Here is a 19,103-nt window from a genome sequence, read left to right on the forward strand (position 1 = left end):
GGCGGCTAGGCGCTCGCGAGCGACAGCTTCACCGCGAAGCCGAGGAAGAGGGCGCCCGCGGCGGAAGTGGCGCCCGCCGACAGGCGCTTGCGGCGGCGGAAGGCATCCGCGAGTCGCGTGCCGCTGAAGATCAGGGCGCTGAGGTAGAGGCAGCTGGCGAGCTGGGCAAAGGCGCCGAGCACCACGAAGGAGAGCGCCGGATAGGCGTACCCGGGGTCGACGAACTGCACGAAGAAGGCGACGAAGAACAGGATCGCCTTGGGGTTGAACAGGCTGACGACGAACGCCCGGCGGTAGGGCCGCTCCTCGGCGGCGGTGGCGGTCGCGGCCTCTTCCGCCACGTCCCTCTCGCGTCGCGTCCGCCACATGCCCCAGGCGGTCCGGAGCATTCCGAAGGCGAGCCATGTCAGATAGCCGGCGCCCGCGTACTTCACGATCCCGAACAGCACGGCGTTCGCCTGGAGCAGCGAGGCGACTCCGGCCGCGGACAGCGTCATCAGCACGGTGTCCCCGCACCACACGCCGGCCGCCGCGGTGTACCCGGCCCGCACACCGCGCCGGGCGGCGACGGAGAGCACGTACAGGGAGTTGGGCCCGGGGAGCAGGACGATGAGGACAAGTCCCGCCAGGTAGGTGGGGAGATCGATGACGCCGAACATGGAAGGAGTGTCGCACGGGGGTACGACACTCGGCTTTCGGATTTCGCAGGGCGAGACGGACGGGTCGGTCCTCACCGGCACGGCAGGACGCCTGCGCCGGGGGACGGACGCGCTCGGGCCGTCCGTCCCCCGGTCGCCGGTGCGGACCGGCCGCCCGGCTCAGAAGGCGTCCGAGGGTACGTACGTCCCCCACACCTCCCGCAGCGCGTTGCACACCTCGCCCACCGTGGCGCGGGCCTTGAGTGCCTCCTTCATCGGGTACAGGACGTTGTCCGTTCCCTCCGCCGCCTTCTTCAGGTCCGCCAGGGCCGTGTCCACCGCCGTCCGGTCGCGTTCCGCCCTGAGCCGGGCCAGGCGTTCGGCCTGCTGCGCCTCGATCGCGGGGTCGACGCGGAGCGGCTCGTACGGCTCCTCCTCGTCCAGCTGGAAGCGGTTGACGCCGACCACGACCCGCTCGCCCGCGTCCGTCTCCTGGGCGATGCGGTAGGCGCTGCGCTCGATCTCGTTCTTCTGGAAGCCGTGTTCGATGGCCGACACCGCACCGCCGAGGTCCTGGACCTTCTCCATCAGCTCCAGCGTCGCGGCCTCGACCTCGTCCGTCATCCTCTCGATGACATAGCTGCCCGCGAAGGGATCGACCGTCGCCGTCACGTCCGTCTCGTAGGCCAGCACCTGCTGTGTGCGCAGGGCCAGGCGCGCGCTCTTGTCGGTCGGCAGCGCGATCGCCTCGTCGAAGGAGTTCGTGTGCAGCGACTGGGTGCCGCCGAGCACGGCGGCCAGCCCCTGGACCGCGACCCGGACCAGGTTCACCTCCGGCTGCTGCGCCGTCAGCTGGACGCCCGCCGTCTGGGTGTGGAAGCGCAGCATCATCGACTTCGGGTTCTGCGCCCCGAACTCGTCCTTCATCACCCGCGCCCAGATCCGGCGGGCCGCACGGAACTTGGCGACCTCCTCCAGGATCGTGGTCCGCGCCACGAAGAAGAACGACAGCCGGGGGGCGAAGTCGTCCACGTCCATGCCCGCCGCGACGGCCGTACGCACGTACTCGATGCCGTCGGCCAGCGTGAACGCGATCTCCTGTGCGGGAGAGGCGCCGGCCTCGGCCATGTGGTAACCGGAGATCGAGATCGTGTTCCACTTGGGGATCTCGGCCCTGCAGTACTTGAAGATGTCGGCGATCAGGCGCAGGGACGGCTTGGGCGGGAAGATGTACGTCCCCCGGGCGATGTACTCCTTCAGGACGTCGTTCTGGATCGTGCCGGTCAGCTTGTCGGCCGGCACGCCCTGCTCCTCCGCCACCAGTTGGTACAGGAGCAGCAGCAGGGCGGCGGGCGCGTTGATCGTCATCGACGTGGACACCTTGTCCAGCGGGATCCCGCCGAACAGCACCCGCATGTCGTCGACGGAGTCGATGGCGACGCCCACCTTGCCGACCTCGCCGTGCGCGATCGGCGCGTCGGAGTCGTGACCCATCTGGGTGGGCAGGTCGAAGGCGACCGACAGGCCCATCGTGCCGTTCGCGATCAGCTGCTTGTAGCGCGCGTTGGACTCCGTCGCCGTACCGAAGCCGGCGTACTGGCGCATCGTCCACGGACGGCCCGTGTACATGCTCGGGTACACGCCGCGCGTGAACGGGTACGCCCCCGGCTCGCCCAGCTTCCCGGCGGGATCCCAGTCCTTCAGGGCATCCGGCCCGTACACCGGCTCGATGGGCAGTCCCGACTCCGACTCGCGCGCCATGGTGTGTGCCTCCGCGTTGCTACTTGTCCCGGGGTGTCGGCCAGGCCTCGTTACTCGCCGGTACGGCCGACCTCGCGACGGACTGTAGCGGCGGGCGTGCGACCGGTGGAGTACCGCACGCTGGGACCTTGCTCACAACCATGCCCCGTAGTTCGGCGACGGTCACGCGCGGGGAACATCTCAAGGGACACGACCGGCCCATGAGGACCGGTGAGACGACGGGGGTGCAGATGCGTACCAAGGGCATGGGCCGAACGTTGATCGCGGTCGCCACGGGCGTGGCGCTCGCCGCTCTCACCGGGTGCGTGGCACAGCCCGTGGACGCGAAGAACGGCGGCGGGCACCGCTCCCCGGTGCACATCGAGATCTCGCACACACCGTCGGGCACGGGCGCGACGAGCGCCCCGCCCGCCCCGAAGCCCGCCCCCGCGGTCCTGTGGGCGCCCGGCGCCGGCGGCCCCGGCGTGCGTGAACTCCAGGCGCGGCTGCGCCAGGTCGCCTGGCTGTTCGACGGTCCGACGGGGACCTACGACGACCTCACCGAGAACGCCGTCAAGGGTTTCCAGGGCAAGCGCGGACTGCCCCGCACGGGCCGGGTGGACTCGGTCACCTGGCAGCGGCTGCTGAAGATGACGCACGAGCCCGGCAAGTGGGAGCTGTACCTGATGGGCGGACAGCCGGCCGCCGCCCCGGACGCGCGCTGCATGACGGGCAGGGTGCTGTGCATCAGCAAGACGAGCCGGACGTTGCGCTGGATGGTCGACGGCCGCACGGTCTCGACCATGGCGGTGCGGTTCGGCGCGCAGTACACGCCGACCAGGGAGGGCGTGTTCCACATCTACTGGAAGTCGCGGTACCACGTGTCCACGCTCTACCACTCGCCCATGCCGTACGCGATGTTCTTCAGCGGTGGCCAGGCGGTGCACTATTCGGCCGACTTCGCGGCGCGCGGATACGCGGGAGGTTCGCACGGCTGTGTGAACGTACGGGACGAGGCGGCCGTCTCGGCGCTGTTCGCCGGAGCGAGGACCGGGGACAAGGTCGTCGTCTACTGGTGAGAACGGCGGTGCGGGGCGCGGGCGGGACCGGGGGAACGTGTCCCGCCCGCGCCGATGTGCACCGAGCCGTGGGTACGGGGGGAACCCCGGCTCTGTGCGACGGCCGATGACCAGTCGGCTCACTCAGTACTGCGCCGGGGCGGCCGAAAGTGTCACACCCGCCGTGGGAGGGTTCGGGAGGACGACCGGCCGCGCGTCGACAAGGGGAGCGGGGCGGCCGCACCCCGGACCGGGCGACGGGTCAGTGTGCCGCTTCGGTGGCCGGCGTGCTGAGCGTCGGGCTCGGCGACGGCGTCCCGTCCGCAGGAGCCGGAACGCGGGGTGTCGCCGGCGGGAAGGGTGCCAGACCGATGTCCGGGCCTATGTGTCCCTCGCCGTCACCGTCGTGGTCGTCGCCCTGGTCACCGTCGCCTTCGCCGTGGTGGCCGTGGCCGTCGCCGTCCCCGCCGGGGCCGCGGATGTCGCCGTCCCGACGGCTCCCGCCGAGGACGCCCTTGCAGAACGTCTTCACCCGGCCGCTGCCACCGGCCGCGTCCTCGAGACTGCGCATCCGCCGGGTGCCCAGTTCCCTGCCGTCGACCACGGCGCGGCAGGAGGAGCGCACGCCGATCCACCAGTCACCGCCCCGCCCCGCGGCTGCGTTGCCGGAAGAGCGCGGCCGGCCGGTCGCGGCGGCACCGGCACCCACCTCGTCCTGCGACGAAGTGCCCTGCGCGGGCGCGCCGTTCGTGTCCGTGGGTGTCGGTGAGGTGGAACCGCGGGTCCGCGTCCCCTCGGGCGTGGGGGTGAGCAGCGGCATCCGCGGGGTCGCGGCCGCCGACACGGACGCGGCCGGACGCGGTTCGTGGAACGGCGTGGGCAGCGCTCCGGTTCCGGCCGCCACCGCGGCCCCGCCGATCATCCCGGCGGCCACCACCCCGGCCAGCGCAAAGCGCACGGGGCGCCACCGCCGGGCCTGGCGCCCGTCCGCGACCGGCCGCCCGAGACGCACCAGCCCGGCGTCGCCGGACGGGACCGCGGAGTGTGCGGAGGCCGGCCCCCCGACGCCCGTGGGCTCGCCGTCGCGGGCCGTGCGCGCCGCCCTGAAAGCGGCCACGGCCGAGGCCTCCCCGGGCAGTTCGTCGCTGGTCGGCAGGGGTGGGGAGGCGAGTTCGGAGAGGGCCTCGGCCATCCTCGCCGCGTGTGCACGCGCAACGTCGCCGACGGCGTCCAGCGGCTCTCCGCGCAGCAGACGCTCCGCCGCGTCACCGTCCAGCCACCTGTACTGCTCGTCGGCCATCACATGTCCTTCTGCGTCCGCGAACGCATATGCGTCACACCGCCGGACGCCACCGTGCGCCGGTGCGCCTCTCGTGGGGGAGGCAGGGCGCCTTGTCCGCCCACCGATTCCGGATCCGTCTCCGCACCCTGACCGAGCAGTTCCGCAAGGCGTTTGAGGCCGCGGTGCGCTGCCGTACGGACGGCCCCGGGGCGTTTTCCGAGCGTCTCGGCTGCGCTCTTGGCGTCGAGGCCCACGACCACACGCAGTACGACGGCCTCCGCCTGGTCCTGCGGGAGCTGGGCTATGAGGGAGAGGGTGTGTCCGGTGGCCAGCGCCTCCATGGCCTCACCGGCCGTGTCCGACTCCGAGGGCTTCCCGGTCAGTTCCGTCTCGTCGCCGCCGATCGCGGGCCGGCGACCGCGCATGCGTATGTGGTCGAGCGCGCGGTTGCGGGCTATCCGGGCCGTCCAGCCGCGAAACCGGTCGGCGTCGCCGCTGAACCGGTCGAGGTCGCGTGCGATCTGGAGCCACGCCTCCGAGGTGACGTCCTCGGCGTCCGGATCGCCGACCAGTGTCCGCACGTATCCGAACAGGCGCGGATGCACGGCGCGGTACACGGTCCGGAACGCGGTCTCGTCCCCTGACTGTGCCGCAAGCACCGCGGCCGTCAGCTCCGCGTCGTCCCCCAGCACCTCGAACTGCCCCTCTGTCCGCCTGCGCCGACGCCGCATCCGCGGGCCGGGTCTCACCGTCGTGATTCCGTCGTCGAAAGCGGTTTGAGGCCGCTCGTGGTCTGCGGCGGTTGCATCACCCGTTTTGCTGATCGTCCGCGGTCGGCGCGATGGGCACGTTACGGCTTGAAACCGTTCTACGTCCACGTCCGTACAACGTGCAACCAACCCGTGACGCGGTGAGGTGTGACAGAAAACGCATCCACGGCGCTGTAGAAAGTACGGGTCGCCGCGCGGCCCGTGCCGCGCGACGGCCGGGGCCTCTCCTGTGGGGGGTGGCGGCCCCGGCCGTTGCCCGGGTGGTGCACTCGCGGGACCCAGGGGTCGACCGCACACCACGGGGACGCCCGGATGCCCGTACGTCCCGCGGGGTGAAAGGGGTTACCGGGTGCCGCGGGGCCGCGGCCCCGGACGACGCTACTCGTTCTTCCCGTTGCCCTGGTCGGCGTGCGCCCTGCCGTTGCCGGACGCGTTGCCCGAGCCGGCCGTCCCGCTGCCGGAGCCCTTGTTCCCCTTGCCCGCGCCGCCGGCGGACCCGCCGTTGCCGTTGCGGCCGGCGGCCGCCTTCGAACCCGCCAGTTGCCCGGCGCAGTAGGCGGCGACCTTCTCCTCGCCGCCCGCCGCCGTGACGAGCCGCTGCCAGGCGGTCGAGTCCAGTGCCTTGCCGCGGTCCTTCACCTGCGCGTAGGCACGGCAGTGTGCCGCGGTGTCCTTGGCGGTGTCCGGCCGGTCCGCCCGCCCGGGGCGGGCGGAGGACGCGGCCGACGGCTCCTTGCCCGGCAGGGCGGACGCGCCCGTCGACGGCGTGGCCCCCGCGCCCGAACCGGCGCCGTGCGAGGACGACCCGGCCGAGCCGATCGCGGCGACCGCCACACCGCCCAGGGTGAGGCTCGCGAGGATCACAGCGAACGTCGTCCTGAGCGGGCGTCCGACCCGGCGCTCCTCGCGGACCCGCCAGTCGTCCCGGCGCCGGGTCCTGGCCTTGTGGACACCAGCGTCCCGGGCGGCCCGGAACGCGGCGACAGCACGCTGCTCCGCCCCGGCATCGACGTCACCGCCGCGCACGGCCGCGGCCAGGGCCGTCTCCAGACCGGCGTCGTCTCCCCCGCGGCCGGCCACCATGCCGTCAGGGTGCACACGCCGACGACCGGGAAACCCGTCGCCGCCCAGCTGTTCACCCATGTCCGCTTCCGTTCCTGTCCGACCTGTCACATCCAACCGGCCCGCCGGGCCCGCACGGTCGTCCGTACGAACGCAGCGCCGTCGTCGTTCACTTCGACTCCCCCAGCGTCCGGGAAGCCTCATCCGTCACACCCTCGTCCGCGGCGCCCTCGACACCCAGCCGGCGGGCCAGGCGTTTCAGGCCCCGATGTGCTGCGGTGCGCACCGCACCCGGGCGTTTGCCGAGCACCCGCGCGGCGGTGGGGCCGTCCAGACCGACGACGACACGCAGCAGCACGGCCTCGGCCTGGTCCCGCGGCAGCTCGCCGACCAGTTGCAGGGCGCGCTCGGTGGAGAGGGACTCCAGGGCCTGCTCGTGCGTGCTGTTCGGGCCGGGCAGGTCCAGTACGTCCTGTTCGAGCGCCGTCGGACGCGGCCGCGTCCGCTGCCGGCGCAGATGGTCGAGCGCCCGGTGCCGGGCGATGGTCGCGGTCCAGCCGCGGAAGCCCGCTCCGTCCCCCTTGAACCGCCCGAGGTCCCGGGCTATCTCCAGCCAGGCGTCGGACGCCACGTCCTCGGCGTCGTCCCCCACAAGACCGCGCAGATAGCCGAGCAGCCCCGGCTGCACCAGCCGGTAGGCGACCGCGAAGGCCGCCTCGTCGCCGTCCTGGGCCCGCGCGACCGCCGCGCCCAATTCCCCGTCGTACGCCTGTACGCGCCGGGGTTGCCGTCCCTGACCCAAAACCGTCCTCGTTCGTACCGGGTCGTAGCAGCTCCGCTGCGTCCGGCACGATCCGGTGCCGGGCGCCCCCCTCACGAACTGCGTCGGACGCCTCGGAAGTGTCACAACGGGGCGAGTGCCCTTCACGCCGACGGCCGGGTTCTCCCGGCGGACCCGCCCCGGGCCCGAGGGGTCCCGCGGGGGCGCGGAACGGCCGAAAGCCATGCCGGCCGCCCTGCCGGATCGGGTGCCTGACGGGGGTTCTGCTTCCGGCGCCCCGGTGACACTTCGCCGTCCCCGTGCGCTCTGCAGGAGGCCCGGGTCCGCACGGCGGCCGGTCACCCTCGCACACCGGACGCCGGCGGCGTTTCCCTCTCCCCGGGCCCCCGCCCGCTCCCACTCCCCCGGGAGCGGCGCGGGGAGGGACCGATCGGGCGCGGCCCCGCCCACGGCCGCGGGCCCCGACCGAGCCGTGCCCGCACGGCGGCACGGGGACGGTCGGGGACTCGTGGAGCACCGGGGCCGGGATCACCCCACCCGGTGGGCGGATGCCCTCGCTGTGGCGTCCCGGCACAGCAGCCGCAGCGATCCGTGCCCGGCGAAGCAGCGACGGGCCTCGTCGATGGGATCCCACAGACCGCCGTCCGGGGTGCGGATCCAGTGGTCACCGCCGGTCGACCACCACTCGGCGCCCGTCTGCCGCACGATCACCTCGCCGGCATAGGCGCCGAAACCGCGCAGAACGTTCTGCACGGCGGCAGGGGGTGCCCCCTCGCGGCGCAGGTCGTCGATCATCCGGTCGATGCGCCACAGGCTCTGCGCCGAGTAGTCGAGGCGCAGCCGCGCCCCCTCCCGCATCGTCGCCACGGCGTCCGCCGCCCATCGCAGGGGCTTCGCTGCCGCTTGGGGTCTGGTCTCCTGCTGAGTCGTCACATACGGAAGAGCGAGGTCAGCGAGCGATACGTCACTCGATTCCGCGGGATTCCCGCAACCGGCGCAGGACCGCCCCAGCTCACCCGCACGACGGCCACAGGATCTTCCCGCCACGAGCGAGCCGGGCCGGCCCGTGATGCTTCCGTGCCCCGGCGCGCTCCTTCCATTGATGAGCACCTATCTGCATCTGCGCGCGGTACCCCCGCCGGCGCTGCGCAACAGCGTGAACTGGCTGCAACGACTGTTCGAGGACGACCGGAGCGGCGACCGCACGCGGGTCTGCCGTCACCGCGAGGAGGTGCTGGACGAGGACTACCGGGAACAGGAACTCCTCTACGCCGGCGCTCCCCCGCTCCGCACGGAGGACCCGCCGCGGACCGAGGTGGTGCTCGGCGGCCGGCCGGTGTTCCACCCGGACCGGGACAAGCCGCCGTTCCTGCTGCTGACGGCGGCCCAGGCCAAACGGGTCGCGCTGTTCCTGACCTCGGCCGACTTCGAGACACTGTGGCGCCCCGCCCGGAGCCGGCTGCTTGCGCGCCACGGCGGGATCACGGCCGAGCCCCGGACGCGAGGCGCGTTCGCGGCGGCGCACCGCGACCTCACGGCGTTCTACGTGCGCACGGCCGACTGCGGTGACGCGGTGGTGAAGTGGTTCCTCGACTGAGGTGCCCGGGCTCCCGGACGGCCCGGGCCCGGTGCATCCGTGACCGGATCCGGCACGGCGAGCCCCCGGCAGGGCGAGCCCTCCGCCCGCCGCCGCGCCCGGCCCCCGCTCACGCCCTGCCGCGGGCCCGCCGCGACACGACGGCCTGCAGCACCCGGCGCCCCTCGGTCGACACATCGCGGGCCTGCCGCAGTCCGGCGGCGCCGTGGCCCGTCACCAGCTCCAGGATGGTGATCTGGCGCCGCAGTTCGGCGGCGACGAGCGGCGGCATGCCGTCCGTGCGGCCCTCGCGGCGGCCCGCCACCGAGGTCCCGTCCTCGGCGGGATCGAGCAGTCGGTGGATCTGCAGCGCCGCGACCGAGCAGGCGTCGGCCCACCGGCGCAGCGCATCCGCCGAGGCTTCCGCGGGAACCGCCTCCAGCATGCGGCGCACGAGCCCTGCGGCCTCCGCTTCGAAGGTGCCCTCCGCGTCTGCCTCGGCCCCTGCCTCGGCGCCGAGTTCGGCCCGCACCTTGGCGAGCCGCTCCTCCCACTCGTGGCCCTCGACAAGGCTCGCCCACAACGGGCGCAGGATGTCGTCGTCGCCTCCCAGGAGCGGTACACAGCGATCCAAACAAGCCAACCCGCTCGCCGCGAGCGCACGTTCGTCGGCCTGTGCGATCTGGTCCACCAGGCTCATCACGCCTCCTAGACATGCGTCGTTGGGCGCCACATGCCTACGGAGCCCGCACTTCCCCCTACTGCGTGCAACCTACCGGGAGTGTCACAGCGGCACCACGCCCGTCGGTGGAGGAGTTCGTGGAAGTTGTTTTCGGCCAACTGCCCCGCGACCGGGCCCCGGTGCGGCACCCGTGTCAGCCCAGCCGATCGGCCAGTTGCCGGAAGTCCGCCCAGGACAGCGGGGGCGTGCCCGGGTACCACAGCTTCTGGACCGTCGCCCGCAGGGGCATCCGGATCCCGGTCGCCACCTGGTCCTGCGTCTGCGCGGCGGCGCGATCGCTCCAGACCGCGAACACGCCGCCGAGGATCTGCCCGTCGTACCCGGCCGGCACCTGAGCCGTCCCCCGCAGCACGCGCGGATTCCACTGCTCGTAGATCCGCTGACCGGTGGGGTAGACGAAGGTCTGCGGCTGCCCGAGCACGTAGTAGAGGAACTCGTCGTTGTAGTTGATGACCTTGCGGCCCGCCGCCAGGTACTCCGTCGGCTGCCTGGCGCCGCGCTCCTTGCCGGTCCAGTACGCGACCTCCAGGTCCTTGGCCGGCTGCACCACGTTCGTGCGGTAGAAGCCGTCGTTCCACGCGCGCATCGTCCGGCCGTGACCGCGCATCACGTCGGCGCGGTCGTTCAGCCAGCCGGTCGCGAGGTCGGCGACGCTCGCGTTCGCCCCGTACTTCGCCCGCGCCGCGGCGGCCAGCTGCGGATAGGAGGCGGCGGGGTTCGGCACCGTCAGAGCCTGGTACTCGTCGCCGCCCAGATGCCAGTAGCCGCCGGGGAACACCCCCGCGAACTCGTTGAGGAGGTCGTCCACGATCTTCGCGGCCTCCGGCTTCGAGATGTCGAGCGTGCCGCGCGGGGCGGCACCCGAGACGCCGCGCAGCTGCAGATCGGGGTGCGCGGCGATGACCGCGCCCAGGTGCCCCGGTGAGTCGATCTCGGGGACGACCGTGATGTGGCGGCTCGCGGCGAGGTCGACGATCCGCTTCACCTCCGCCTTGCTGAGGTGCTGGGGGGACACGATCTCCGGGTGCGAGCCGGACTCGATGCGGAAGCCCTGGTCGTCGGAGAAGTGCAGACCGAGCTCGTTGTACTTCAGGTCGCCGAGTTCCCGGACACGGTCCTCGATCCAGCCGGCCGTGTAGAACTTGCGGGCCATGTCGAGCATGAAACCGCGCCGCGGCTTGGCGGGTGCGTCCCGCACGACGCCCTCGGGAGCCGTACCGCCGCCGTGCACCTCCTGCTTGAGGGTGCGGGTGCCGTAGAAGACGCCCGCGTCGCCCGGGCCGGTGATCCGCACCCGTCCGTTCTGCACGGTCATCGTGTACGACTCCTGGTCGCCGCTGCCGGCCAGGCCGAGTTCCACGTCGCCGTCGCGGGCGGCGGTCCGCCCTCCGTACTCCATCCCCAGCTCTCCGGCCAGCAGCCGGCCCTCGTCGTCCAGGGAGGGGCTGTCGACGACCACCCGGGCACCGGACGCCGGCCGCCAGCCAGGACCGCGTGCGGGGACGTGCTCCCGGACGGCGGGGATGGTGCGGGGCGCCTGGGACAGGGCGTAGGTGGCGGTCGGTGACGCGAAAGGGGTCGACGGGCTCACCGAGCTCCGGGACGGCTCGCCACCGCCGGACGGCCACCACGCCACCGCCGCCGCGATCGCGCCCGCCACGACGATCCCCCCGCCCAGCAGCAACCCGTTGCGCCTCCGGTGCGTCTTGTTCTCGGGACCGTGCCGCACCGGGCCGGTCACCGCTCCACACCCCGCTCCACACTCGCGTACGGCCACGCCAGGCCCGTACGACTCCGCGGCACCGAAGACGCCGCACCCGCACGTATCCACCCGCCGTCCGATCGCATTCCCCTCACCTCTCCCTGCGCCTGCCCCTTCCGAACCTATGACCCCTGCCCGCCCCACCCGTCCACCGGACGCCAGAGAACTCTCCCATTCGGGTGAAATTCGGTCAGCCGATGGACGACCCCCCGATCACCGTGGATAACGTGACGGCGCATTTCCCGCACCCTCCCCTGCCGACCCCCTGTGACGCGCACGACGTCACGCCCGCCACTCGCCGAGGACCCACGCTGCCTGCGCACCGTCTCCCCGACCTCCCCGGCCCCGCCGCCCTGCCGGCGCAGCACCGCATCGAGGCCCCCACGGGTATCGAGCGGTTCAACTCCACGCCCGCCGCGAACGCCCGGCGCGCGCTTCTCACCTGCTGCCGGAGCCCGCGCTGGGCCGACCGTGTCGCAGACCACCGCCCCTATCCGGACCTGGACTCCCTGCTCGCCGCAGCCGACGAAGCCGCCTACGACCTGACACCCGCCGACCTGTCGGAGGCGCTGGCCGGGGAATCGCTCACCCTGCTCCCGGCGGGCGCGTACTCCGCCGCCCACACCGCCCTGAGCGCGGCACACGCCGCCTACGAGAGCCGATTCGGGCACGTGTTCGTCATCTGCCTGGACGACGTGGCCCCCGGCGAAGCGGCCGACCGGGTCCTGGCCGCCATCCGGTCACGATTGACACACGATCCGGAGGAGGAGCGTCCACTGGCCGCGGAGGAGCTGCGGCGTCTGACAAGGGGCAGGCTGATCCGCCTGGTCCGGCACTTCTCCGACACGCCCGTGGCGCAACGCGCCATGTAGAGGGGCGCAGTCGCGGCCCGCGGCCACCGGCCCCCTTCTGCGGCACCGCGGCCGCCGATAGCCCGTCCGTGCTCGATTGATTGCCAGTTTGATCACATCGGTAGGGCCGCCGTAAGCGTTCCGACCGCACGTCGCTACGATGCTGGGGGCCGGTGGACCGTACCCGGCCGGGCCCGACCGACACAGAAGCCGGCGCGGCCCTAGTCCCCGCTCCCGGAGGGTTCTTCCGTGCCGGCTGGAACGCTGTACCGCGGCCGGGAAGGAATGTGGTCCTGGGTGGCTCATCGAGTCACCGGCGTCCTCATCTTCTTCTTCCTGTTCGTACACGTGCTGGACACCGCACTCGTCCGTGTCTCCCCCGAGGCCTACGACAAGGTCGTGGCCACGTACAAGACGCCGATCGTCGCCGTGCTGGAGTACGGCCTGGTCGCCGCCATCCTCTTCCACGCGCTGAACGGTCTGCGGGTCATCGCCGTCGACTTCTGGTCGCAGGGCCCGCGCTATCAGAAGCAGATGCTCTGGACCGTCGTCGGCGTCTGGGTCGTGCTGATGCTCGGGGCCATCTACCCCGTCCTCGGCCACGCCGCTCGTGAAGTGTTCGGGAGCTGACGCGCATGTCCACGACTGAAACCACCGCCTCCGGCATCGGCCCCGTCGAGGGTGCCTCGCTGTACGACGTCGACAACCCGGCGCCGGTCATCGAGCCGCCGCGCAAGCGGACGAAGAAGACCCCGAAGTCGACCCGCGGCAACTTCGAGATGTACGGCTGGGTGTTCATGCGCCTGTCCGGCATCGTCCTGGTCGTCCTGGTCCTCGGGCACCTGCTGATCCAGCTGGTCCTCGACGGTGGCGTCTCCAAGATCGGCTTCGCCTTCGTGGCCGGCCGCTGGGCCTCCCCCTGGTGGCAGGTCTGGGACCTCGCCATGCTCTGGCTCGCCATGCTGCACGGCGCCAACGGTCTGCGTACCGTCATCAACGACTACGCGGAGCGGGCGAACACGCGGCTGTGGCTGAAGGGCCTGCTGTACACCGCCACGGTGTTCACCATCCTGCTGGGCACGCTGGTGATCTTCACCTTCGACCCGAACATCCGCTAGGCACGGGGCTGCGAGAAATATGAAGATCCACAAGTACGACACCGTCATCGTCGGCGCCGGCGGCGCCGGCATGCGCGCCGCCATCGAGGCCACGAAGCGCAGCCGCACCGCCGTGCTGACGAAGCTCTACCCGACCCGCTCCCACACGGGCGCCGCGCAGGGCGGCATGGCCGCCGCACTGGCCAACGTGGAGGAGGACAACTGGGAGTGGCACACCTTCGACACGGTCAAGGGCGGTGACTACCTGGTCGACCAGGACGCCGCCGAGATCCTGGCGAAGGAGGCCATCGACTCGGTCCTCGACCTGGAGAAGATGGGCCTGCCGTTCAACCGGACGCCCGAGGGGAGGATCGACCAGCGACGGTTCGGCGGTCACTCGCGCAACCACGGCGAGGCCCCGGTCCGTCGCTCGTGCTACGCGGCCGACCGCACCGGCCACATGATCCTCCAGACGCTCTACCAGAACTGCGTGAAGGAGGGCGTGGAGTTCTTCAACGAGTTCTACGTCCTCGACCAGCTGATCACCGAGGTCGACGGCGTCAAGAAGTCGGCCGGTGTGGTGGCCTACGAACTGGCGACCGGCGAGATCCACATCTTCCAGGCGAAGGCCGTGATCTACGCCTCCGGCGGCTGCGGCAAGTTCTTCAAGGTGACCTCGAACGCGCACACGCTGACCGGTGACGGCCAGGCCGCCGTCTACCGCCGGGGTCTGCCGCTGGAGGACATGGAGTTCTTCCAGTTCCACCCGACCGGCATCTGGCGCATGGGCATCCTCCTCACCGAGGGCGCGCGCGGCGAGGGCGGCATCCTTCGCAACAAGGACGGCGAGCGCTTCATGGAGAAGTACGCGCCGGTGATGAAGGACCTGGCGTCCCGCGACGTCGTGTCCCGCTCCATCTACACGGAGATCCGCGAGGGGCGGGGCTGCGGTCCCGAGGGCGACCACGTCTACCTGGACCTCACCCACCTGCCGCCGGAGCAGCTGGACGCCAAGCTGCCGGACATCACCGAGTTCGCCCGCACCTACCTCGGCATCGAGCCGTACACGGACCCGATCCCGATCCAGCCGACCGCGCACTACGCCATGGGCGGCATCCCGACGAACGTCGAGGGCGAGGTCCTCACGGACAACACCACGGTGGTCCCGGGCCTGTACGCGGCCGGCGAGGTCGCCTGCGTGTCCGTCCACGGCGCGAACCGCCTCGGCACCAACTCGCTGCTGGACATCAACGTCTTCGGGCGCCGGGCGGGTATCGCTGCGGCGGACTACTCGCGGACGGCGGACTTCGTCGAACTGCCGGAGAACCCCGCCGAACTGGTGGTCTCCCGGATCGAGGAGCTGCGTTCCTCCACCGGCAGCGAGCGCGTGGCCGACCTGCGCCGTGAGCTGCAGGAGACCATGGACGCGAACGTCATGGTGTTCCGCACCGAGCAGACGATCAAGACGGCCGTCGAGAAGATCGCCGAACTCCGGGAGCGCTACAAGAACGTGGCGATCCAGGACAAGGGCAAGCGGTTCAACACGGACCTGCTGGAGGCCATCGAGCTGGGCAACCTGCTGGACCTGGCCGAGGTCATGGCGGTGTCGGCCCTCGCCCGCAAGGAGTCCCGCGGCGGCCACTACCGCGAGGACTACCCGAACCGCGACGACGTCAACTTCATGCGCCACACCATGGCGTACCGCGAGGTGGGCGACGACGGCACCGAGTCCATCCGTCTCGACTACAAGCCGGTCGTCCAGACCCGCTACCAGCCGATGGAGCGTAAGTACTGATGGCAACCCCCGTTCTGGACAAGGTGGAGGCGGAGTCCGCCGCCTCCCCCTACATCACCGTCACCTTCCGGGTCCGCCGCTTCAACCCGGAGGTCTCGGCCGAGGCGACCTGGGAAGACTTCCAGCTGGAGATCGACCCGAAGGAGCGCGTGCTCGACGGCCTCCACAAGATCAAGTGGGACATCGACGGCACCCTCACCTTCCGCCGCTCCTGCGCCCACGGCATCTGCGGCTCGGACGCCATGCGGATCAACGGCAAGAACCGCCTTGCCTGCAAGACGCTGATCAAGGACATCAACCCCGAGAAGCCGATCACGGTCGAGCCCATCAAGGGCCTGACGGTCCTCAAGGACCTGGTCGTCGACATGGATCCGTTCTTCCAGGCCTACCGTGACGTGATGCCCTTCCTCGTCACGAAGGACACGAACGAGCCGACGCGCGAGCGCCTGCAGTCCGCCGAGGACCGTGCGCGCTTCGACGACACGACGAAGTGCATTCTGTGCGCCGCCTGCACCTCGTCGTGCCCGGTGTTCTGGAACGACGGCCAGTACTTCGGTCCGGCCGCCATCGTCAACGCGCACCGCTTCATCTTCGACTCGCGTGACGAGGCCGGTGAGCAGCGCCTGGAGATCCTGAACGACAAGGACGGCGTGTGGCGCTGCCGCACGACGTTCAACTGCACGGACGCCTGCCCGCGCGGTATCGAGGTGACGAAGGCGATCCAGGAGGTCAAGCGAGCGCTGATCACGCGCCGCTTCTGATCCTCCGGATCCGGTACCAGGGCCCTGTTTCCGCACCTTCGGAAACAGGGCCCCCGTGCATTTCTGGCCTGTTTGCACCTCTACTGAATAAGCAGCTCCGTCTGTCACACTCCGACCCCAATGCCCAGTAGGTGGGGGACGGTTCGTGGAGCAGAGCAAGGAACCGTACATAGGGCCGAGGGCCCCGCACTTCCTCGGTTATCCGGAAGCGTCCGCGGCGGCGCAGACGGTGGCCGCGCCCCTGCTGGCGGGCGCGTCCCTGTCCCTGGTCGGCGTGATCATCGTTGACGGCGGCGACTTCCGGTGGCCCGGCGTGACCCTGCTTCTCGTCGTCACGTCGGCCATCGCCTTGATCGCGACCATGCAGATCGGCGCCGATGCCCGCAAGTACCTGTACAACCGGCAGACGGTCGAAGCCTGGTACACACCGGAGGATCTGCAGCGCAACAGCGAACTCCTCGAACGGTGGAGCGCCCACTTCATCCAGTGGTCGGTGCGCAACCGCCGTGCCGTCATCACCTTCAACACCGGCACCATGCTGCTGATCATTGCCGTGGCCACGGCACTTGTTCCGCCCCACGACGATCAGGCCGCATGGCGTTGGACGGCCGCGGGCCTGGCTCTGGCCGGTGCTCTCGTCGAGTCCTGGTGGATCCACCACCTCTTCCACGAAGACCCGGGGGGACCCCGGGAGAAACCCAAGTCGCTGAACTGAGGAGCCGGCTGATGCTGTACGACGTGACGCTGCCGGGCAACGGGGTGGACCTGCACCAGTGCCCCTCCTGCATCCGGCCGTTCCGGGGCCACTACACGCGCGATCAGGTGGACGACTGGGAGAGGGCACTCGAGCAGGGGGAATCGCCTGCCCGGGCGCACCTCGAGCAGTCCGGCGCCTTCGAGGTGCTGCATGCGGCCACGTGTCCGTTGAGGTGTCTGCCGCCGGCCGTGCTCGCGCTCTGCCCGCAGAGCGAACTCCGCGCCCAGTACCACAAGGGCCGGGCCGTACTCGGGGACTGCTAGGGCCCGCCCTTTCGCTCCGCGACGCCGGCCCGATCCACACGACGGGCGCTATGCCTCCAGCGGGCCGTCGCGGTCGTCGGCGGGGGGACCATGTCGTCGCGTACGACCACGTGCCGCCGCATGGTCGTACGGCCTGCCCTGCCGCCGAATGCCGGCCAACCGGTCCGACAGTTCGGAGAACGTCGCCTCCTCGCTCGTGCGGTCCGAAGGCAGTGGGTGGTGCAGCGCGTCGAGGAGATCGAAGCGATGCAGGTCGTACACCACGTACATGAGGCCCGAGTAGGCCTGCGCCGCGGTCACGGCGCCCTTGTAGGCCACCGCCGCCACCACCGGGCCGGCGCCGCACAGCCACCAGGCCGACGGCTCGTCGTAGAGGGCCGCGCATCCGGCTCCGGTGAGCAGCAGGAAGGACCAGCAGAGATTCACCGCCGTGTCGAGTGCGTCACGAGTGGAACGGAGTACCTCGGCCATAGGGTCGGACACTTGGAGGTAGATGCGCGGCCACGAGGTCAGCGTCGTCAGCCCGTAGCGTTCCCCGGCGGTCAGCTCCCCGGCCCGCAGGGCGTTGCCCAGTGCCGTGGGCAGCAGGAGATCGACCGGCGGGTGGGCGGCGAGGCGGCGGCGCGCGTCGGCCCGCACGCGCCGCGCCCGGTCCCCGCCCGTCGCCGCCTCGGCCCGTCGCCGCAGCGCCTGCCACCGTCTGCGCTGGACCCGGGTCAGCATCCCCGCAAGTCCGGCCGTGAGCGGCCAGCGGTCCCAGTAGCCCTCCAGCACGCGTACCGCACGCACCTGGAACGGATGCAGCAACAGGCCGAGAACTGCTGCGCAGACGGTGATCGTCGCGATGGCCCCGAGCAGCGCCGTCGGCCGCGGCGGCCACACGGCGCTCCAGTCGCTGCGCCCCGAGAAGCTCCCCGCCCGTACGAGTGCGAGCACCCCGGCGACGAACAGCGCACACGGCACGAAGTGCACCGACAGCACCCGTCGCACGAAGCCCCGCCCTCCCCACACGCCCCTCGGCGCCCCTCAGTATGGGCGCTCGGGGATCACAGCCCATGGGCAGGTCGGGCGGGACCCCGGTGACCCGGCCGGCGTACGGCACGGCAACCGCGTTCCGTGTCGAGGTGCGAGGCGGAGGCGCGACCGTCACCTCACGCCGCGGTCGGACCGTGAGGCACACCTCTCCCGCTTGAGTTGAACACGTTCAAAAACAGGTCTACAGTCAACCCCGTCAGCGTTTTTGAACGCGTTCAAGAAGGGTGGGGACATGGACCTCACGGTCATCGCCTACGTCATCTATCTGCTGATCAGCGTCGCCCTGACGGTCTGGGTGGCGCGCACCCTCAGCCGCAACGGGCGCGTCTTCCTCGAGGACGTGCTGCACGGGAACGAGAAGCTCGCCGACGCCGTGAACCACCTCCTGGTGGTCGGCTTCTACCTCGTCAACCTCGGCTTCGTGGCGCTGTATCTGAACGGCCACAGCACCATCGAGGACGCGCGCGGCATCTTCGAGGCACTGTCGACCAAGCTCGGCGTGGTGCTGCTGGTGCTCGGTGTGATGCACCTGGGCAACGTGTACGTGCTCAACAGGATCCGGCGGCGCGGTGTGATGGAGCGGGAGCAGGTCCCGCCCGTCGGGCCGCAGGGCTGGGTCACGCCTTCGACGGGGGCCTGAGCCGTGCCGGCCCCGGAGGTCCGGGACGCCGCGCGCGTCCCGGTCCACGGGCTCACCGTCCTGTACGACGCCGATTGCTCCCTGTGCACCTTCCTGCGCGACTGGCTGGTACGGCAGCCCCAGCTGGTGCCGCTGGACCTGGTTCCGGCCGGCTCGCAGGAGGCACGCCGGCGCTTCCCCGGACTCGACCACCGTGCCACCCTCGACGAGATCACGGTCGTCGGCGACGCAGGCCAGCTCTACCGCGGGCCCGGCGCCTGGGTCCTGACGCTGTGGGCGCTGCGCGGCCGGCGTGCCCTCGCCCACCGGCTCAGCACGCCGACGGGCGCCAGGCTCGCCAGGGGCGCGGTGCTGGCGGCCGCCAAGTGGCGCGGGGCGCAGTGGGGCGGGCGCGCCTACCGGCAGGGGGACGGCTGGAGCTACGACCCGGCACAGGGGTGGACGCACACCGGGCCCGGGTGCGACGGCGGCGCCTGCGCCACTCGTTAGGCTC

Annotated in this window: 21 protein-coding genes; 11 read left to right on the forward strand and 10 right to left on the reverse strand. The window is 71.4% G+C overall.

Annotated elements, in window-relative coordinates; genetic code table 11:
* Nucleotides 1–5 precede the first annotated feature (5 nt).
* Both leuE and ACSHXN_RS16860 read right to left on the reverse strand, forming a co-directional pair.
* On the reverse strand, nt 6–659 hold the full coding sequence (gene leuE, locus ACSHXN_RS16855) for a leucine efflux protein LeuE (RefSeq protein WP_355136072.1): 654 nt from the start codon (nt 657–659) through the stop codon (nt 6–8).
* Between the two features lie 159 nt (nt 660–818).
* Nucleotides 819–2,399, reverse strand: coding sequence for an acyl-CoA mutase large subunit family protein (locus ACSHXN_RS16860; RefSeq protein WP_355136070.1), 1,581 nt, complete (start codon nt 2,397–2,399; stop codon nt 819–821).
* Nucleotides 2,400–2,629: 230 nt separating this feature from the next.
* Between ACSHXN_RS16860 and ACSHXN_RS16865 the strand changes: the two genes are divergently transcribed.
* Entirely contained in the window at nt 2,630–3,457 is an 828-nt protein-coding gene (locus ACSHXN_RS16865; protein WP_355801314.1) for a L,D-transpeptidase family protein, read from the forward strand.
* 241 nt (nt 3,458–3,698) lie between these two features.
* Here ACSHXN_RS16865 and ACSHXN_RS16870 read toward each other — a convergent pair whose 3' ends face one another.
* From ACSHXN_RS16870 to ACSHXN_RS16890, 5 genes are all read right to left on the reverse strand, one after another.
* Nucleotides 3,699–4,736, reverse strand: coding sequence for a hypothetical protein (locus ACSHXN_RS16870; RefSeq protein WP_361158290.1), 1,038 nt, complete (start codon nt 4,734–4,736; stop codon nt 3,699–3,701).
* Nucleotides 4,736–5,410, reverse strand: a complete 675-nt coding sequence (locus ACSHXN_RS16875) for an RNA polymerase sigma factor (RefSeq protein ID WP_438306473.1) — start codon at nt 5,408–5,410, stop codon at nt 4,736–4,738. The genes ACSHXN_RS16870 and ACSHXN_RS16875 overlap by 1 nt, the downstream gene beginning before the upstream one ends.
* 456 nt (nt 5,411–5,866) lie before the next feature.
* Nucleotides 5,867–6,631, reverse strand: coding sequence for a hypothetical protein (locus ACSHXN_RS16880; protein ID WP_355136066.1), 765 nt, complete (start codon nt 6,629–6,631; stop codon nt 5,867–5,869).
* Nucleotides 6,632–6,719: 88 nt separating this feature from the next.
* A complete protein-coding gene (locus ACSHXN_RS16885; RefSeq protein ID WP_355136064.1) occupies nt 6,720–7,352 on the reverse strand; it encodes an RNA polymerase sigma factor in 633 nt (210 codons plus the stop codon).
* Nucleotides 7,353–7,859: 507 nt separating this feature from the next.
* The gene (locus ACSHXN_RS16890) at nt 7,860–8,264 is read right to left on the reverse strand and encodes a hypothetical protein (protein ID WP_355136062.1); all 405 of its coding nucleotides are present in this window, start codon (nt 8,262–8,264) and stop codon (nt 7,860–7,862) included.
* A 169-nt stretch (nt 8,265–8,433) separates the two neighbouring features.
* Between ACSHXN_RS16890 and ACSHXN_RS16895 the strand changes: the two genes are divergently transcribed.
* Complete coding sequence (locus ACSHXN_RS16895; protein ID WP_356111958.1) at nt 8,434–8,928, forward strand: DUF1877 family protein; 495 nt, start codon at nt 8,434–8,436, stop codon at nt 8,926–8,928.
* Between the two features lie 109 nt (nt 8,929–9,037).
* Here the strand turns inward: ACSHXN_RS16895 and ACSHXN_RS16900 are convergent, their stop codons facing one another.
* Together ACSHXN_RS16900 and ACSHXN_RS16905 are read right to left on the reverse strand one after the other, a co-directional pair.
* Nucleotides 9,038–9,607 carry a hypothetical protein gene (locus tag ACSHXN_RS16900; RefSeq protein WP_355801270.1) on the reverse strand — a complete coding sequence of 190 codons (570 nt, stop codon included), beginning with the start codon at nt 9,605–9,607 and terminating at the stop codon, nt 9,038–9,040.
* Between the two features lie 175 nt (nt 9,608–9,782).
* Nucleotides 9,783–11,390, reverse strand: coding sequence for a beta-N-acetylhexosaminidase (locus tag ACSHXN_RS16905; protein ID WP_438303299.1), 1,608 nt, complete (start codon nt 11,388–11,390; stop codon nt 9,783–9,785).
* Nucleotides 11,391–11,608: 218 nt separating this feature from the next.
* Here ACSHXN_RS16905 and ACSHXN_RS16910 point away from each other — a divergent pair, with 218 nt between their 5' ends.
* The 7 genes from ACSHXN_RS16910 (at nt 11,609) to ACSHXN_RS16940 (ending at nt 16,935) form a co-directional block, all read left to right on the forward strand.
* A complete protein-coding gene (locus ACSHXN_RS16910; protein ID WP_355136056.1) occupies nt 11,609–12,283 on the forward strand; it encodes a 2-oxo-4-hydroxy-4-carboxy-5-ureidoimidazoline decarboxylase in 675 nt (224 codons plus the stop codon).
* A gap of 228 nt (nt 12,284–12,511) precedes the next feature.
* The gene (sdhC, locus tag ACSHXN_RS16915; protein ID WP_355136054.1) at nt 12,512–12,892 is read left to right on the forward strand and encodes a succinate dehydrogenase, cytochrome b556 subunit; all 381 of its coding nucleotides are present in this window, start codon (nt 12,512–12,514) and stop codon (nt 12,890–12,892) included.
* 5 nt (nt 12,893–12,897) lie between these two features.
* Nucleotides 12,898–13,380, forward strand: coding sequence for a succinate dehydrogenase hydrophobic membrane anchor subunit (locus ACSHXN_RS16920; protein ID WP_059128508.1), 483 nt, complete (start codon nt 12,898–12,900; stop codon nt 13,378–13,380).
* Between the two features lie 19 nt (nt 13,381–13,399).
* Nucleotides 13,400–15,154, forward strand: a complete 1,755-nt coding sequence (gene sdhA / locus ACSHXN_RS16925; protein ID WP_356111954.1) for a succinate dehydrogenase flavoprotein subunit — start codon at nt 13,400–13,402, stop codon at nt 15,152–15,154.
* Entirely contained in the window at nt 15,154–15,915 is a 762-nt protein-coding gene (locus ACSHXN_RS16930) for a succinate dehydrogenase iron-sulfur subunit (RefSeq protein WP_355136050.1), read from the forward strand. The genes sdhA and ACSHXN_RS16930 overlap by 1 nt, the downstream gene beginning before the upstream one ends.
* Nucleotides 15,916–16,060: 145 nt before the next feature.
* Complete coding sequence (locus ACSHXN_RS16935) at nt 16,061–16,630, forward strand: hypothetical protein (RefSeq protein WP_355136048.1); 570 nt, start codon at nt 16,061–16,063, stop codon at nt 16,628–16,630.
* An 11-nt stretch (nt 16,631–16,641) separates the two neighbouring features.
* Nucleotides 16,642–16,935, forward strand: a complete 294-nt coding sequence (locus ACSHXN_RS16940) for a hypothetical protein (RefSeq protein WP_355136046.1) — start codon at nt 16,642–16,644, stop codon at nt 16,933–16,935.
* A gap of 48 nt (nt 16,936–16,983) precedes the next feature.
* Here ACSHXN_RS16940 and ACSHXN_RS16945 read toward each other — a convergent pair whose 3' ends face one another.
* Nucleotides 16,984–17,925, reverse strand: coding sequence for a hypothetical protein (locus ACSHXN_RS16945; protein WP_355136045.1), 942 nt, complete (start codon nt 17,923–17,925; stop codon nt 16,984–16,986).
* A 277-nt stretch (nt 17,926–18,202) separates the two neighbouring features.
* On the opposite strand from ACSHXN_RS16945, the gene ACSHXN_RS16950 reads away from it, so the two are divergent.
* Both ACSHXN_RS16950 and ACSHXN_RS16955 read left to right on the forward strand, forming a co-directional pair.
* Nucleotides 18,203–18,610 (forward strand): hypothetical protein, encoded by a 408-nt coding sequence (locus tag ACSHXN_RS16950; RefSeq protein WP_355136043.1) that lies wholly within the window; start codon nt 18,203–18,205, stop codon nt 18,608–18,610.
* Nucleotides 18,611–18,613: 3 nt separating this feature from the next.
* Complete coding sequence (locus ACSHXN_RS16955; protein ID WP_438303300.1) at nt 18,614–19,099, forward strand: thiol-disulfide oxidoreductase DCC family protein; 486 nt, start codon at nt 18,614–18,616, stop codon at nt 19,097–19,099.
* Nucleotides 19,100–19,103 lie beyond the last annotated feature (4 nt).

Source organism: Streptomyces sp. HUAS TT11 (assembly GCF_051553595.1).
Lineage (GTDB): Bacteria > Actinomycetota > Actinomycetes > Streptomycetales > Streptomycetaceae > Streptomyces.